This is a genomic window from Ruegeria atlantica (assembly GCF_013032455.1).
GTDB lineage: Bacteria > Pseudomonadota > Alphaproteobacteria > Rhodobacterales > Rhodobacteraceae > Ruegeria > Ruegeria atlantica_B.
In genome coordinates this window covers 101,536-118,025 of the sequence record NZ_WQCF01000004.1, presented here as the reverse complement: position 1 = coordinate 118,025, position 16,490 = coordinate 101,536, and the positions used below count along the sequence as shown (strand labels likewise).

Sequence of the window (16,490 nt, the reverse complement as noted above, 5' to 3'; positions counted from 1 at the left end):
ATCATTGGGAGGACATCCGTTGAAACAAGATCGCCGCAGATTGGCAAATCAGACCATGGCCTATGTCCTTGCGGGTGGCAGGGGGAGTCGCCTTAAGGAAATGACAGATATCCGCGCGAAACCGGCGGTCTATTTCGGTGGGAAGACGCGGATTGTCGACTTCGCGCTCTCCAACGCGGTGAACTCGGGTATTCGGCGGATTGGTGTCGCAACTCAATACAAAGCGCACAGCCTGATCCGGCACCTGCAACGGGGCTGGAGCTTTTTTCGTGCGGAACGCAACGAGTCTCTGGATATACTGCCCGCGTCCCAACAGTTGGATGAGGACAACTGGTACAAGGGCACCGCTGATGCAGTGACCCAAAATATCAATATCCTGCGCGGCTATGGGCCGAAGTACATACTCGTGTTGGCTGGGGACCATATCTATAAGCAAGATTACTCACTGATGATCGAACAGCATGTGCAATCCGGTGCAAAGGTAACAGTGGGCTGCATCGAAGTTCCGCGTGAAGAAGCCAAAGGCTTTGGAGTCATGGACGTTGACGACACAGACAAGATTCTGAGTTTCGTTGAAAAACCCACCAACCCGCCGTCGATGCCGGGCGATCCGGATATGTCGCTGGCCAGCATGGGTATCTACGTATTCGAGGCTGAATACCTCTATGACCTTCTTCATGCCGACGCTGTTTCGGAGACATCCAGTCACGACTTTGGAAAAGACATTATCCCGGCGATCGTCGCTGAAGGTGGCGCGATGGCGCATCCGTTCAGCCGGTCCTGCGTTATGTCAGGGCTTGAGGACAAGCCCTACTGGCGCGATGTGGGAACAATTGACGCCTATTGGCAGGCAAATATAGACCTGACCGATTTCAAGCCGGGTTTGGATATCTATGCCACCGACTGGCCGATCTGGACCTATTCGGAACTGACGCCACCGGCGAAATTCATCCACAACGAGGAAGGCCGCCGGGGGCAGGCCGTCTCCTCGATGGTTTCTGGTGGTTGCATCATTTCCGGTTCGTCACTCTATCGCTGCCTGCTGTTCACCGGCGTCAAAACCCATTCCTTTTCGCAGTTGGAAGGCGCGGTTGCTCTGCCATATTGCGAGGTCGGACGCCGGGCCTATTTGAAGAATGTCGTCATCGACCGGGGCGTGAAAATCCCGCCCGGGTTGATTGTTGGCGAAGACCCAAAGCTTGACGCCAAGCGGTTCAGACGCACAGAAGGCGGTGTTTGCCTCATAACCCAAGCGATGATCGAAAAACTGGACCTGTAATATGAAAGTACTAATGGTCGCTTCGGAGTGCACCCCCTTCATCAAGACCGGAGGGCTGGCGGATGTGGTCGGTGCGCTGCCTGCCGCGCTGTCCGGTCAGGGAATCGAGTGTCGCATTCTGTTGCCGGCTTACCCCTCATTGCAGCCATTGCTCAGTGACGGGAACCAGGTTGCTCAGTTCGACGACTTGCCGGGGGGATATGGTCAGCTTGTGTTAGTATCTTCACAAGGCCTTGACCTGCTTTTGCTTGACGCCCCGCAATTGTTTGATCGCCCGGGCCTGCCTTACACGGACCCCAACGGCGCGGATTGGCCGGACAATCATCTGCGCTTTGGCGCGCTGGCGCAGGCTGCGGCGCGGGTTGGATTGGATGGTGTCGAAGGTTGGATACCCGATATCGTTCACGCGCATGATTGGCAGGCCTCTTTGACCCCGGTTTACCTGAAACAGTCCGGTCAAGCGGTGCCAAAGTCGGTTCTGACGATCCACAACATAGCCTTTCAGGGTCGGTTTGGCCCACATGTCCTGTCCGAACTGGGATTAAGGGGGGACTGGTTTCATCCCGAAGCACTCGAGTTTCATGGAGACCTGGGGTTTCTGAAAAGTGGGTTGATGTTTGCCGACCGGATCTCGACTGTCAGTCCAACATACGCCCGCGAAATTCTGACACCCCATTATGGCATGGGTCTGGAAGGTGTTCTGAAATCCAGAGAGAGCATTCTTAGTGGTATCCTGAACGGAATTGACACTGGCACATGGGATCCTTCCAGCGATCCGGCGCTAAATCGCGGCTACAATGCAAGAAGTCTGGGACGCAAAGCTGACAACCGCGCCGGGATTGCAGAACGTACTGGGCTGGACCCCGAGGCCAACGGTCCTCTATTTTGTGTCATCAGTCGACTGACCGAACAAAAGGGGTTGGACGCACTGGCCGATGCAGTGCCGCATATCGTCAACCGTGGCGGTCAACTGGCCGTGCTTGGCTCTGGACAGGCGGGGCTTGAACAGGCTTTTGTTGATGCCAGTCAGCGTTTTGCCGGTGCGGTGGGCGCTGTAATCGGATACGACGAGGCCTTTGCACACCTTTTGCAGGGAGGTTCGGACGCCATCCTGATCCCGTCGCGGTTCGAACCGTGCGGTCTAACCCAACTATATGGACTTCGATATGGGACTTTGCCTGTCGTCGCACGCACCGGGGGGCTAGCGGACACAGTAATCGATGCAAACGTCGCGGCGCTCAACGAGGAATGCGCCACGGGTTTTGTTTTTGACGATGTATCGTCAAGCGGTATCGAGGCCGTATTGGACCGAGTTTTTGACAGATTTGCTGATAAGAAAAGGTGGCAAATGATGCAGCGTGCGGCGATGCGGCAACACGTTGGCTGGGATCAGTCGGCGTTGGAATATGCTCAAATGTATCAAGGTTTGTCTGAATGAAGGATATCGGGCCCGCGCAACTGACAATCCAATCGGGCGACCCGTCGCGGCTGGGTGCCCATTTCGACGGAGAGGGCGTGAACTTTGCCCTGTTTTCCGAACACGCCTCACGCGTCAATCTGTGTCTCTTTGACGAGGATGGCAGGACTGAACTCGCCCGTCTGGCATTGCCTGAGCGTAACGGTGCGGTTTGGCATGGCTACGTTCCCGGCCTGAAACCCGGCGCGCGATATGGTTACCGCGTGGACGGTCCATTTGCGCCGGAAAGGGGGCACAGGTTCAATGCAAACAAGCTGTTGCTTGACCCCTATACACGCGAGTTCCACGGCCGTGTTGCCCATGATCGGGCGATCCTTGGCTACTTGCCCGACTCTCCATACGGAGATCTATCCTTTAGTGAAATCGATAGCGCGCCTTTCGTGCCCAAATCCGTGGTCTCGCAACCAGACAGCTTTTTGCCGGATGCAGTGACGCTTGGGAGGCGCTGGAACGGGGCCTTCATCTACGAGGCACATGTCCGGGGCGCTACAATACTGCACCCTGAAATCCCAAAAGATGTGAAGGGCACCTATGACGGGCTTTCGTCTAAGCCCGTTCTTGACCATCTGACGCGACTGGGTGTCACTGCAGTGGAAATTTTGCCCGTCCACGCGTTCACGTCCGAAGGTGCCCTGCGTGCACGGTCAATGCGGAATTATTGGGGCTATAACACGATGGGGTTCTTCGCGCCTGAGCCCCGTTACTTTGGGGCATCAGGGGTTTTCGGGTTTCGCGCAATGGTCGACCGGTTTCACGAAGCGGGAATCGAGGTCATTCTGGACGTGGTCTACAATCATTCTGCCGAGGGTGATCATTTGGGGCCTACGCTGAGTTTTCGCGGGATCGATAACGCCTCTTACTACCTGCTGCCCGACGGCCAGCCTCGGTACTACGTGAACGACACCGGTACCGGAAACACGCTGAAGGTCAGGCATCCATTTGTGCTGCGGATGGTGATGGACAGCCTGCGGTTTTGGGTGCAGTGCATGGGCGTTGACGGTTTCCGCTTTGATCTGGCCACGACTTTGGCGCGAGAGGCGCATGGGTTCGAAGTAGGCGGCGGTTTTCTGGACGCCTTGCGGCAAGACCCGGTGCTGGCCGGGATAAAGCTGATCGCAGAACCGTGGGATGTCGGTCCGGGCGGATATCAGCTAGGGCGGTTCCCGCCTGAATTTTCGGAATGGAACGACCGCTATCGTGACACTGTACGTAAGTTCTGGCGCGGCGACGGGCATTCGGCGCAGGATATGGGTTCAGCCTTGTTGGGCTCGGCGGATCTTTTTGACACCAAAGGCCGGCCGGCCTCGTCTTCCGTCAACTTCGTCGCCTCACATGACGGTTTCACACTGGCCGACACGACACGCTACATTCAGCGCCACAATGCCGCCAATGGCGAAGACAACCGTGATGGGCACCACAGCAATTACAGCGACAATTTCGGTATCGAGGGCGACAGTGATGATCCCGAGATAATCGCCGCCCGTCACCAAAGGGTACGCAACATGCTGGCTACCGTTTTCCTGTCACAGGGAACTCCGATGCTACTGGCTGGCGACGAGGGCGGAAATTCGCAGAATGGTAACAACAACGCCTACTGTCAGGACAATCCGGTTAGTTGGATCGACTGGAGTAAACTGGACGACGACTTGGTCGAGTTTACCGCGGCGTTGTCGAGATTCCGATCCAATCACCCCGTTCTGAGCCAGAACCGGTTCCTGCACGGTGCTAAACGAACAGACGGGCTGCCGGATGTTGAATGGCGCGCAATGGATGGATCGCCCTTGAATTGGCGTGACCCGGGATTATCCAGCCTGTGTCTGATCTTGCGCGGCTGCGCCGAATGCGTGGCAGGCGATGCCCTTTCCGATACGGTCCTGTTGGCCTTTAACCGGGAAGATGGGGCGTTGGAGCTGCAGTTGCCACCAAATGGCGAAAGGGTTTGGTGGCTAGAAATTGATACCTCGGTCGTTCACCAGTCACCCAGCGCAATCAATTCGCAGACAATGCAGATATCGGCAAATTCCGTGGCTGCATTTGTCTTGAAAGATCGGTCCGCAGATTGATGAGCAGCGACGACAAATTGCGACAGCTGGCGCAGGAGTGCGGCATTCACCTCGGCTATGACGCTTGGGACGGTTCGCACCAGACCACTTCACCGCCGACCCTGAAAGCCTTGTTGCGTGCGTTGGGCGTCGAAGTCGACACGGAAAACGCCATTGGCGAGGAATTGCGGGCGCGCTGTTCGAAGCGGGCAGCCAGAACGTTGCCGGTCGAGCAAGTCGTTCTGGCAGAGGAGCCGTTTAAATTTGCGTTACTACAGCCTTGCGAATGGTATTTACTGGATGGCCAGGGTCACGAGATACAGGCGGGTCGAAGCGACGTCAGTTTGACGCTGAAACCTCTGCCCGTTGGGTATTTTACCTTGGTTGCGCGTGGACCGGACCACTGTGAAGAAGTATTCCTGCTGAGTCGCCCTGCACACGCGCCGACAATTGCAGACTTGACCGGCTTACAACAGGCTTGGGGTGTATCCGGTGCGATCTATTCGCTGCAGTCCCGAACAAACGGCGGATTGGGGAATTACGCGGACCTCGGTCAGGCGATGTCGTCTATGGGGCAGTCCGGTGCGACGTATTTCGGGATCAATCCCGTCCATGCGCTGGGATGGGCGGCACAGGATACAATCAGCCCATATTCACCCAGCCACCGAGGCTTTCTGAATATCGACCACATTGCGACTGATGCTGGGTTCGAAACCGAAACAAACGACGGGCTGATTGATTACGCGGCGTTTCGCAAGCAACATCGCGCAGCGCTGGAGGCGGATTATGCACGGTTCTGTAGAAACGCGACAACCGCCGAACGCGGCAAATTTGAGGCCTTTTGCAAAGCTGAAGGCCCTGAACTGACCCGGTTCGCGACATTTGAAAGTATCAGCGAAACGCATGGTAGCGATTTCCGCAATTGGCCATCACAACTGCGTAAGCACGAAGAAACTGCTCCGAAACCCCGGGACGGGTTCCACGCTTGGTTGCAATGGAAAGCTTCAAATCAAGTGGAAGCCGCCCAATTATGCGCAGCTCAATCCGGGATGGCGTTAGGTCTTTACCTAGACCTGGCGGTCGGCGCACGCCCCGGAGGCGCCGAGGTTTGGATGCATCAGGATCTGATCGCACGCGGCGTCTCGATCGGAGCACCCCCTGATCAGCTAAGTCCGGCCGGACAATCCTGGACATTGGCGGCTTACGCTCCCAACAAACTTTCGGAAAACCGCTACGAACCCCTGCGGACATTGCTAAGAAAACTGATGACGCAGGCAGGGATCATCCGGATAGATCATGTTCTGGGTCTGACGCGCAGTTATTGGGTGCCCGAGGATGGCAGCCCGGGCGCTTATATCTCACAACCTTTCGACGCGCTTCTTGCTGTTGTGGCCATCGAAGCCTGGCGCAATCGTTGCTGCGTCGTTGGCGAGGATCTGGGTTTGGTACCTACCGGATTCCGGGAACGATTGAACGCGTCGGGTCTCTACAGCTACGCGGTTTGGCAATATGAAGGTACGCCCGACGGCGCTTTGCGGTCGGCGCAGGATTTACGCCCGTTCACGATGGCCTGCTTCGGCACACATGATACTCCTACGATCAGGGGGTTCTGGCGCGGGCGAGATATCGAATGGTGGCGTTCCATCGGATGGCTGTCGACGGGCAGGGCGATGGAATTACACAGCGCTCGGGCCATCCAACGCAATTCGCTACGCCAACACTGCTCTATTCCTGCGAACGCGACGCTGGATGACGTCAGCCATGCAATCCACCGGGAATTGGGCAAGAGCCCGGCGGAGCTGGTTACGGTGCAATTGGACGATCTTCTGGGCGGCGAACAGACCCAGAACCTACCGGGCACGATTAACGAACATCCGAATTGGCGACGTCCTACAGCCAAGGACATCGAAGCATTTGCCCGCATTCAAAGCCTAATAAAAACCAGCACGTCGATGGGACCGAAACGGAACCCAAACGCCGTCCTTCAAGAAAAGGAAGTTGATCCATGTCTTTAGTATCACGTTCCTGTACACCGTTCTTGGGCCAAAAACCGGGGACATCAGGACTGCGAAAAAAGACTCGTGTCTTTATGGAACCCGGTTATCTGGAAAGCTTTGTTCAGTCGATCTTCAACGCCATTGGTAGCGCAAAAGGCAAGGCCTTTGTCATCGGCGGCGACGGGCGGTATTTCAATGCGGAAGCGATTCAGGAAATTTTGCGTATGGCCGCCGCAAACGGTGCAGATCGCGCGATCATTGGCCAAAATGGTCTGTTGTCTACGCCTGCCGCGTCAAATCTGATCCGCAAGCGCGGGGCAGACGGCGGTTTTATTCTTTCGGCTAGCCACAATCCCGGCGGTATAGACGCGGATTTCGGTCTTAAATTCAACGGCGCCAACGGCGGCCCAGCTTCTGAAAGCCTGACAGAAAAATTCTACACGCATTCGCAGAACCTTAGCGAGTATACCACGCTGGACGCTGATGACATCGATCTCAGTCGAGTTGGCGTTTCAGAGCTTGAAGGCATGGTTGTGGAAGTCGTCGACCCAGTGGCAGATTACGCAGCACTGATGCGCGAGATCTTTGATTTCAACAGGATCAGAGCACTGCTTGCCGACGGATTCACCCTGAGTTTTGATGCAATGCACGCCGTAACGGGACCTTACGCCACCGCAATACTCGAGGATGAATTGGGCGCTCCGAAGGGGTCGGTGCTGAACGCAGTTCCCTCAGTGGATTTTGGCAAGGGGCATCCCGACCCCAATCCGATCTGGGCCAAGCCGCTGGTCGACTTGGTTATGTCTCCCGATGGTCCAGACTTTGCAGCGGCTTCGGATGGAGACGGCGACCGCAACATGATCCTGGGCAAAGGTATCTATGTCACCCCGTCCGACAGTCTTGCCGTACTGGCCGCCAACGCCCACCTCGTCCCGGGCTACGGCAAGGGGCTCGCCGGGGTCGCGAGATCGATGCCCACCAGCGCAGCGGTTGATCGTGTTGCCGAAAGGTTAGGACTAGATTGTTACGAAACGCCAACAGGTTGGAAGTTTTTCGGCAACCTACTCGACGCGGGCCGCATCACGCTATGCGGAGAAGAAAGCGCCGGCACTGGCTCAGACCATGTGCGCGAAAAAGATGGTTTGTGGGCAGTGCTCTTGTGGCTGAATATTCTGGCAGAGCGCAGGATCTCAGTTCGTGAAATCATGCAAGACCACTGGCAGACTTATGGCAGAAACTACTATTCGCGGCATGACTATGAGGCCGTGGACAGTACCAAAGCCGAGCAGATGATCACCGACTTGGCCAACCGATTGCCGCAGCTTCCAGGGAGTGAGGCAGGCAATCTTGTCATAGCGACCGCGGATCAGTTTTTTTATGAAGATCCTGTGGATGGTTCGGAGAGCAAAAACCAGGGCATCCGCATAGTGTTCGAAAGTGGCAGTCGCGGTGTTATTCGCCTTTCGGGAACAGGCACAGATAACGCCACTATCCGCTTGTATCTGGAACAGTTCACACCGAGCGAAGGTGCATTGCATATGGAAACGCAGACAGCCTTGGTTGGCGTCGCCGAGGCAATGTCACTCATAACTCGGCTTCACGATATTTGTGACCGCCCAGCGCCGGACGTCGTGACTTAACAAGATATCTCCAAGGTCGTGACAAAAAGCCGATTTAGTCCGGGTCAAGCAAAGAACAAACGATTATAAAAGAAGCATTCAAAGTCTGTTCCGAGCCCGAACAAGTCGAGATCTACGCCTAACACTAACAGCTAGCGTCGGCAACGCGTGCTACCAAAACAGCATTTCATGAGTTTGGGGAACGTTGGTTTTGTGCGACTCTAGTGAGAGCGACCTACCACAGGTACAGTATGCTGCAATTGAAGCCGTGGTTAGTTTGCTTCACAGCGGAAAGTGACTGCTTTTGAGTCAGATGTCAGTTTTTGTCTTACTTAACATAAGAATGACCAAGCCGAGCTGGTGGCTCGTAAGCTGATGGATTGGATGCCCCGCCTGCCAGTTAATAATTGAACCGGAGCGCTCAATGAGGGTCGCGATAGGGAGGATGAACCGATGGAAAACATACATATTTTGGGCGTAGACTTGGCAAAGCGCACATTCGCCAACTGCGGCACAGATAATGATGGTTATGAAAAACAACCTGTTGCAACCAATACCGCAGAAGCGAAATTATGCCAAGTTAAAGGGCGTGGGCCTGATTTCGGACCTAATAGTTCAGTATCCGCTTCCAGCCCGCAACGGACATTCACAACTGCACCTTGTAGTTCCCGAGATCGGACCAACGCACCATTTCGGCTAGAGTTCACTAATGGCTGCTTTCGGGCATTTGGCCCAAAACGGCTATTTTCGCCGCTGAAAGAGACACGTCAGTCTTGTCAGAGCCCGCTAGAACTTACCGTTGTCGTTCTTCCATTCATGGCGAGGAGGGATCGGCGTGCAAGTGGTCCAGTGTTCGACGATCTGACCATCGGCAAGGCGAAACAGGTTGAATAGGCCTGCATGTTGTCCATACCGGTGGCCTTCAATCATGCAAAGGGCGAAGTTCCCCTCGGCGAGGACGCGGTGGAGTTTCTGATGGTCGATTCTGGGCGCGCCGTCTTGCTCTTCATCAAGTGCGGCGCGCAGGGAAGAGATGCCGTCAGCGATCTCTGGATCGTGCTGGATAAGGTCGGTTGCGAGATATGTCGCCATCGACTCAAAACTCCGCTCGATTAGAACGCGTTGGACAAATTCCCGGACCAATTCCCGATTGCTCTCGGTCTTGTCGAGATCTGTAATTACGGTTTCCCCATCCAACATTGTTCGGCCTGATGGATTCGGGGATTGGATCTCTTGAATATTGTCCCAATGTTCAACCGCCTTCCCGTCTTCAAAGCGAAATACTTCAAACGCAACTTCCACGCCGTTGAAGTCGTACTCATTGTGCGCAAATGCGAAAGCACCATCCTGGAAAACCCGGAAAAAGGTGACACGCGGGTTTGTCTTGGCCAAACGCGCAAAAAGTTCTGCCAATCCAGGGCTTCCTTCACCAGTACGTGGGTTATGCTGAATATACTTGCTTTCGTTAACGACAGCGGCCGCCTCAGAATTGCCGGTTTCGATACCCTTGAGAAGCTTCATAAGTAACTGTTTTTTGGATGTCATAATGCGCGTTTCTCATGGCTCTGTCGTCACTAGAAGTAGACCATGCCAACCAACGCGGGAACAAGACGGGTTCTTCTGACAAGGTCGCAAGTGTTGCGGTTCTCCGCAGCAAACATGATTGGCTGGTCGCAGCCCTATGCGGACATTCACGACTAGACTTTGCAGATTCCGATTTGCGGGACAAAATGTGACTTTGCCGCGGGCGCAAACGCTTTCCGCTCTTAAATTGAGATTGGACTTCCTCGCCGTCAGGAAGAGTAGTGACCAGCTATCCTATGAATTTCAGCGATTACATTTTTCCGAAGACTCATAGGGGAAATAACCTCGACCTCTTTGCCCAAGGAGAGAATACTGCGGATGGTAATTGCTCCGTATTCCATTTGCACTGTCACGATATGCAATCCATCAACTTTATGGGTAACTGTTTGGGTGTCCGGTGCGACGCCCATCTCGTTTAGCAAGCGCAATCCTTCGGACGTCACCTTAAGCATAACAGTTTGAGATTTTAGCCGGAGCTCGAAATCGGTTCTCCAAACGTCCCAAAACTCGCGAATATTGAACTTTTCAGGTCGAGAGAAAACTTTGTCCAATGCCTCAATGCTCTGGATTTTAGCAATTTTGTAAACTCGGGGAGTATCGACCAAGGCCACAAGATACCAACTTCCTGCTTTGAAAACGATGGCCAGAGGTGACACTATACGTTCCACGACGCCCTTCCAACTCTCGTATCTTATGGAAAGCTGTTGTTGTGCCCATACAGCGGCAGCGACTTTCCGGACAAACGGGGCCTCTTCTTTTTTTCGATACCAACTCACCGGATCCAGAAAAAATCGCTCGGAAACGATGGCGGCATGGTCGCGCGTTGCATTCGGAAGCGAGGCCAGAACCTTCAACTCGGTCTGGTTCGCTGCTTCCAGCAACCCCAGATCGTCTAGGACCGCACCAAGTCCGGAGAGAAGAAGACAGCTGGCTTCGTCGGCGTCTAGGCCTGTTAAACGTGTTTGATAGCCGTCCAGCAATTTATACCCGCCATTGCGACCTCGTTCTGCAAACACAGGGACGCCGGCATAGCTCAACTGATCAATGTCTCTGTGAATTGTGCGCGGGCTAACCTCTAGTTCCTCTGCCAATTGATCAGCCGTCATTTGGCCGCGTGTTTGAAGGCGTATCAGGATTGAAAGCAAACGCGACGATTTCATTCTACCCTCAAAAAACATGACACATGATGTCAGGTTATCCCCGGTAATAGTGTGCATGTCACGAACAATGGAGAGACCATGCACACAAAATTGAACCAAAAGGGGAGCGAGCAAGCTCAGAATGATTTCGACTTCATGTTTGGCTCCTGGACTGTACAGCACCGAAGATTGCGGCAACGTCTTGTGGGGTGCCAGGATTGGGATTCTTTCGAAGGATCATCCCGAACCGCCCCGATCCTGGCGGGCAATGGAAACGTTGAAGACAATTTTGTAGATCTTCCAGAAGATCCCTATCGCGCAATTGCACTGCGTAGCTTTGACATCAGGTCGGGTCAGTGGGCGATCTGGTGGCTCGATGGCCGATCACCATATACTCTTGATACACCTGTTAAGGGCCGGTTTGATGGTGAAGTCGGTAAATTTTTTGCCGAAGACACTCTGGATGGTCAGGCCATTATGGTACGTTTTCTCTGGAAAAAAGGCATAGTCCCGCGATGGGAACAGGCCTTCTCAACGGATGGAGGCGTTAACTGGGAGACCAATTGGACGATGGACTTTACACATGTTCCACGTTGACGCGCGATAATCTACCGAAAAACCCTGCCCAATTTGTTGGACCCTACATGAGCGTCTTTGGGCAGGGCATTCATCTTAAACGATGCCAAGATTTGGCTGGGGCAGGTTTTTCTGCCTAAACCTAGACCAACGGCACCAATTGAACGATGCTCTTTATTAGTCTCGCAAAAACCAAGCACCGAGTTAAAGGAATCGGTCTGGCAGCTACGCTAATCTGTGCTGCCGTGAACGCCGCTTAGAAAGGTCGCAGCGCAGCATTACGCGGCTCAGTCAGCGGCGGTTTTGGGTCGGTTCGTCAAACTTTGTAAAGTCCGGTTTCTGCGCAATTCGGCTGTTCAAACACTTCCTGTTGGGACTGGAGCAGTCAGATCACTCGGTCAGATTGTTTGCGCATCTGTTCACTAATATTCTATCCAAGTCCCAATTCTAGCCTCGTTCAGGCTTGTAATTTGGCCGCAGAGTTTTTGTTCAACCAAAACCAGTCACTTGAAAAAAATCATTTCCTCTATTGACCGCAAAATCGGTATGAAATACACCCGCTCGAGCTGAGCGGGCGTCGTATACTGGCTATTACCTCAGCCTTCCAAGCTGATGAAGCGGGTTCGATTCCCGCCGCCCGCTCCAAAAAATCGCCTCCGACAAATTGCCTGCAAAGTAGTTTTCTGTTGTGAGGTAAAATATTAAAAATATTACGAAATTAGTATTTTTGACGTTTGCCTTCCAAGCTGATGAAGCGGGTTCGATTCCCGCCGCCCGCTCCAAGTCAGCCCCAAAATTCTGCGTCAAAAGGCCCTGACTAGGTGCCATTTTGTGCTGCACAGCTTGACCGCGCCGTTTGCTGTCGCCAAGAAGCGGTCACCAAAATACAAACGATCTAAGGGCCAAGCATGGCAAGAACCGCCTCAGCCAGTCCAGCACCAGGTGCTAGCGAAGAACGAGCAAAGTCCAAGAAAATTGGAGTTCTGAGGTCGCTTTGGCCCTTTATGCGCCCTTACCGGATGTTGATGACAGGCGCGACCGTGGCGTTGGTGCTGACCGCCAGCATGACCCTTGCATTGCCGCTGGCTGTGCGTCGCGTGGTCGACAATTTTCGTATCGAAGACGGTGATCTGCTGGAGTGGTATTTTCTGGCCGCCCTCGGTATCGCTGCGGTTCTGGCCGTAGGAACCGGTCTGCGCTATGCGCTGGTGACCCGCTTGGGTGAACGCGTCGTGGCCGATATCCGCAAGGCAGTGTTCGACCGCGTCATAGGGATGAGCCCCGAGTTCTATGAACGTATCATGACCGGTGAAGTTCTAAGTCGGATCACTACGGATACGACACTTATACAGTCCGTTCTGGGTTCCTCCGTTTCCATCGCGCTGCGCAATATGCTGTTGTTCATAGGTGGACTGGCGTTGATGCTGCTGACCTCGGCCAAGCTGACGGGCATGGTGCTGTTGCTGATCCCGTTGGTCGTGGTGCCGATTCTGGTGTTAGGGCGTCGTCTGCGGGTTATCAGCCGGGAAAATCAGGACTGGATCGCTGCCTCATCCGGCAATGCGGGAGAGGCTCTGGGCGCGGTGCAAACCGTTCAGGCGTTCACTCATGAACAGGCCAGCCGCCAGCAGTTTGGCGACATGACCGAGACCTCCTATGTCGTCTCGCTGCGCCGTATCCGGACGCGCGCGATTCTGACGGTGATTGTGATCTTCCTTGTATTTTCCGGCATAGTCGGCGTGCTGTGGATGGGGGCGAATGATGTCCGTAACGGCGTAATGACCGAAGGCGTTCTGATCCAGTTCGTCATCTACTCGATCATTATGGCTGGGTCCGTGGCGGCCTTGTCCGAAATCTGGAGCGAATTGCAGCGCGCCGCTGGCGCGACCGAACGTCTGGTCGAGCTGTTGAACGCGCAGGATACGGTTACTGATCCGGTCAAATCCAAGGCAATGCCATCTCCGGTCCGCGGCGAAATCCGCTTTGACGACGTGACATTCCGTTATCCTTCGCGCCCCGATTCTGTGGCGCTAGAAAACTTGACGTTGAAGGTGAACCCCGGTGAGACAGTGGCATTTGTCGGCCCTTCGGGGGCGGGCAAAACCACCGTCATCCAGATGATCCAGCGGTTCTACGATCCGGCCTCGGGGCAGGTCAGTCTGGATGGTGTCGACCTGCGTGAGATTGATCGGGCTGATTTCCGCCGCTACATGGCGCTGGTGCCGCAGGACCCGGTGATCTTTGCTGCCTCAGCACGCGAAAACATCCGCTTTGGTCGTCTTGATGCGACCGACGCCGAGGTCGAAGCCGCCGCCCGTGCAGCTGCCGCGCATGAATTCATCTCGATCTTGCCTGAGGGTTACGACAGTTTTGTCGGCGAACGTGGCGTGATGCTGTCTGGCGGTCAGAAACAACGAATTGCCATCGCGCGTGCGATCCTGCGGGATGCACCGGTTCTGTTGCTGGACGAGGCGACATCGGCGCTGGACGCGGAAAGCGAACGTGCGGTGCAGGGGGCTGTCGATCAGATGCGTGCTGGTCGCACTACTCTGATCGTGGCGCACCGGCTGGCGACCGTTAAAAAGGCAGACCGGATCGTGGTGATGGAGGCAGGTCGCATCGTGGCGCAGGGCACCCATGACGATCTGGTGGCGCAGGATGGGCTTTATGCCCGTTTGGCCCGTCTGCAGTTTACCGACGGTATGGCCGCGGAATAAATTGACGCTTGGGCAAGCCCGCTTAGTCCGCAGCGTAATTCTACCTCTTTGCTGCCTTCACAGCTAAGGCATTTCTTGAACCTGCGCGGTTTTGCTTCCATCTTGGCGGTGGATACAAAACCCGTGCCGGACACGGGAGAGATAAGGGAGGAGCCACATGGCCTTTGTGGGTTTGGAAGACAAGGCAACGTTTGAGCAGGAAATGGCGTGGGAGGACCGCGATGTTCCGGCCACCTTCCATCAACTGCTGTCACGCACGGCGGAAAAGTTTCCGAACAGCAATGCGATCAGCTTTCAGCTGTTTTCCGGTCCGACCGACAAGGCTGAAACGCTGACATGGTCCGAATTGCTGGGCAAGGTCAATCAGGCTGCGAATCTGTTCCGCTCGCTCGGTATCGGTGAAAAAGACGTGGTGGCCTATGTGCTGCCCAACTGTAATGAGACGCTGGTTACCATGATGGGTGGCGCGGTTGCCGGGATCGTTAATCCGATCAATCCGCTGCTAGAGCCCGAACAGATATCGGCCATTCTGCGCGAATCCGAAGCCAAGGTGGTGGTGACGCTGAAATCCTTTCCCAAGACGGATGTGGCGCAAAAGGTCGAAGAGGCGGTGCGCCATGCGCCCAAGGTTAAAACCATTCTTGAAATTGACCTGAACCGTTACCTGACACCACCCAAATCCTGGCTGGTGCCCTTCCTGCGCCCCAAAATGGGTGACAAGGAACATCTCGCTCATGCGACTTACAAAAATTTCAACAAAGAGCTGGCCAATCAGCCTACGACGCTGACTTTCGAGGATAGCAAGGAAGACCGTGTTGCCTGCTATTTCCACACCGGCGGAACCACTGGAATGCCCAAAGTGGCGCAGCACAAGTACTCGGGTCTGATCTACAATGGATGGCTGGGTCACACATTGCTGTTTTCCGAAGAAGACGTGATCATGTGTCCGCTGCCCATGTTCCATGTCTTTGCCGTGCATGTGATCGTGATGGCCGCCGTCTCGTCGGGTGCGCATGTGGTGTTCCCGACGCCAGCAGGGTATCGCGGCGACGGGGTGTTCGATAATTTCTGGAAGCTGATCGAACGCTGGAAAGTCAGCTTTATCATCACCGTCCCAACAGCCATCGCTGCCAAGATGCAACGCCCGGTGGACGCTGATATCTCAAGCGTGAAAACCGCCTTCTCGGGTTCCGCGCCGCTACCGGTGGAATTGTTCCGCCGTTTTGAAGAAGCAACCGGTGTGACCATCGTCGAGGGTTATGGTCTGACCGAGGCAACCTGTCTGGTGTCGTGCAATCCGGTGGATGGGGAAAAGAAGATCGGTTCGATCGGAATACCGTTCCCTTATACGGATGTGAAAATCCTTCAAGACGGGCCGGACGGACCCAAAGAATGCAGCGCGGACGAGATTGGTGAGATCTGTATTTCGAACCCCGGTGTCTATGCCGGAAATACCTACACCGAGGCCGAAAAGAACGTAGACCTTTATCATTTTGATAAATACCTGCGCACAGGCGATCTGGGCCGGTTTGACGAGGATGGCTATCTGTGGATCACAGGACGCGCCAAGGACCTGATCATTCGCGGCGGTCACAATATCGACCCGGCTGAGATCGAAGAGGCCTTGCTGGGGCACGATGCGGTTGCCTTTGCCGGGGCTATCGGTCAGCCAGACGCATATTCGGGCGAAGTGCCCTGTGCCTTTGTCGAACTGGTCGAAGGGGCCAGCGTAACCGAGAAAGAGCTGATGGAATATTGCCGTGTGCAAGTGCACGAACGCGCGGCGCAGCCCAAGCACATGACCATTCTGGACGAGCTACCGAAAACGGCGGTGGGCAAGGTCTTTAAGCCGGAACTGCGCAAACAGGCGATCACGCGCATCTATAACGGCGCGCTGGAAGAGGCTGGCGTTGATGCGCGCGTTGTGTCTGTAATCGACGACAAGAAGCGTGGGCTTGTTGCGCAGCTTGACGCGAACGGCTCATCCGAGGACGATGTCAGTAAAGTGCTGGGATCGTTCACCCGGCCTTGGGAATGGGCTGCCTGACCGCGGAGGGACA

The 16,490-nt window shown here is 54.9% G+C and carries 10 protein-coding genes and 1 tRNA gene; 9 read left to right on the top strand and 2 right to left on the bottom strand.

Translation table 11 applies throughout. The features are described 5' to 3' along the window. The first annotated feature begins 19 nt into the window (after window positions 1-19). Genes glgC through GOW93_RS09355 form a run of 5 tightly spaced genes read left to right on the top strand, consistent with a single transcriptional unit; the run spans window position 20 to window position 8,435 of the window. Complete coding sequence (gene glgC, locus GOW93_RS09375; RefSeq protein WP_170383426.1) at window positions 20-1,279, top strand: glucose-1-phosphate adenylyltransferase; 1,260 nt, start codon at window positions 20-22, stop codon at window positions 1,277-1,279. 1 nt (window position 1,280) lies between these two features. After that, on the top strand, window positions 1,281-2,717 hold the full coding sequence (gene glgA, locus GOW93_RS09370; protein ID WP_170383424.1) for a glycogen synthase GlgA: 1,437 nt from the start codon (window positions 1,281-1,283) through the stop codon (window positions 2,715-2,717). Further along, entirely contained in the window at window positions 2,714-4,819 is a 2,106-nt protein-coding gene (glgX, locus tag GOW93_RS09365; protein WP_170383422.1) for a glycogen debranching protein GlgX, read from the top strand. The genes glgA and glgX overlap by 4 nt, the downstream gene beginning before the upstream one ends. Further along, window positions 4,819-6,813 carry a 4-alpha-glucanotransferase gene (malQ, locus tag GOW93_RS09360; RefSeq protein ID WP_170383420.1) on the top strand — a complete coding sequence of 665 codons (1,995 nt, stop codon included), beginning with the start codon at window positions 4,819-4,821 and terminating at the stop codon, window positions 6,811-6,813. The genes glgX and malQ overlap by 1 nt, the downstream gene beginning before the upstream one ends. Beyond that, on the top strand, window positions 6,804-8,435 hold the full coding sequence (locus tag GOW93_RS09355; protein ID WP_170383418.1) for an alpha-D-glucose phosphate-specific phosphoglucomutase: 1,632 nt from the start codon (window positions 6,804-6,806) through the stop codon (window positions 8,433-8,435). Before malQ ends, GOW93_RS09355 begins: the two co-directional genes overlap by 10 nt. A 765-nt stretch (window positions 8,436-9,200) precedes the next feature. Here the strand turns inward: GOW93_RS09355 and GOW93_RS09350 are convergent. Both GOW93_RS09350 and GOW93_RS09345 read right to left on the bottom strand, forming a co-directional pair. Further along, window positions 9,201-9,959 carry a nuclear transport factor 2 family protein gene (locus GOW93_RS09350; protein WP_170383416.1) on the bottom strand — a complete coding sequence of 253 codons (759 nt, stop codon included), beginning with the start codon at window positions 9,957-9,959 and terminating at the stop codon, window positions 9,201-9,203. 248 nt (window positions 9,960-10,207) lie between these two features. After that, on the bottom strand, window positions 10,208-11,158 hold the full coding sequence (locus GOW93_RS09345; RefSeq protein ID WP_170383414.1) for a helix-turn-helix transcriptional regulator: 951 nt from the start codon (window positions 11,156-11,158) through the stop codon (window positions 10,208-10,210). Between the two features lie 78 nt (window positions 11,159-11,236). Here GOW93_RS09345 and GOW93_RS09340 point away from each other — a divergent pair, with 78 nt between their 5' ends. The 4 genes from GOW93_RS09340 (at window position 11,237) to GOW93_RS09325 (ending at window position 16,477) form a co-directional block, all read left to right on the top strand. Further along, window positions 11,237-11,734: a DUF1579 domain-containing protein gene (locus GOW93_RS09340; protein ID WP_170383412.1), complete on the top strand. Its 498-nt coding sequence runs from the start codon at window positions 11,237-11,239 to the stop codon at window positions 11,732-11,734. A gap of 549 nt (window positions 11,735-12,283) precedes the next feature. Then, a tRNA-Gly gene (locus GOW93_RS09335) sits at window positions 12,284-12,358 on the top strand. A gap of 263 nt (window positions 12,359-12,621) precedes the next feature. Continuing rightward, window positions 12,622-14,430 carry an ABC transporter transmembrane domain-containing protein gene (locus tag GOW93_RS09330; protein ID WP_170383410.1) on the top strand — a complete coding sequence of 603 codons (1,809 nt, stop codon included), beginning with the start codon at window positions 12,622-12,624 and terminating at the stop codon, window positions 14,428-14,430. 157 nt (window positions 14,431-14,587) lie between these two features. Beyond that, the gene (locus tag GOW93_RS09325) at window positions 14,588-16,477 is read left to right on the top strand and encodes an acyl-CoA synthetase (protein WP_170383408.1); all 1,890 of its coding nucleotides are present in this window, start codon (window positions 14,588-14,590) and stop codon (window positions 16,475-16,477) included. Window positions 16,478-16,490: the final 13 nt, after the last annotated feature.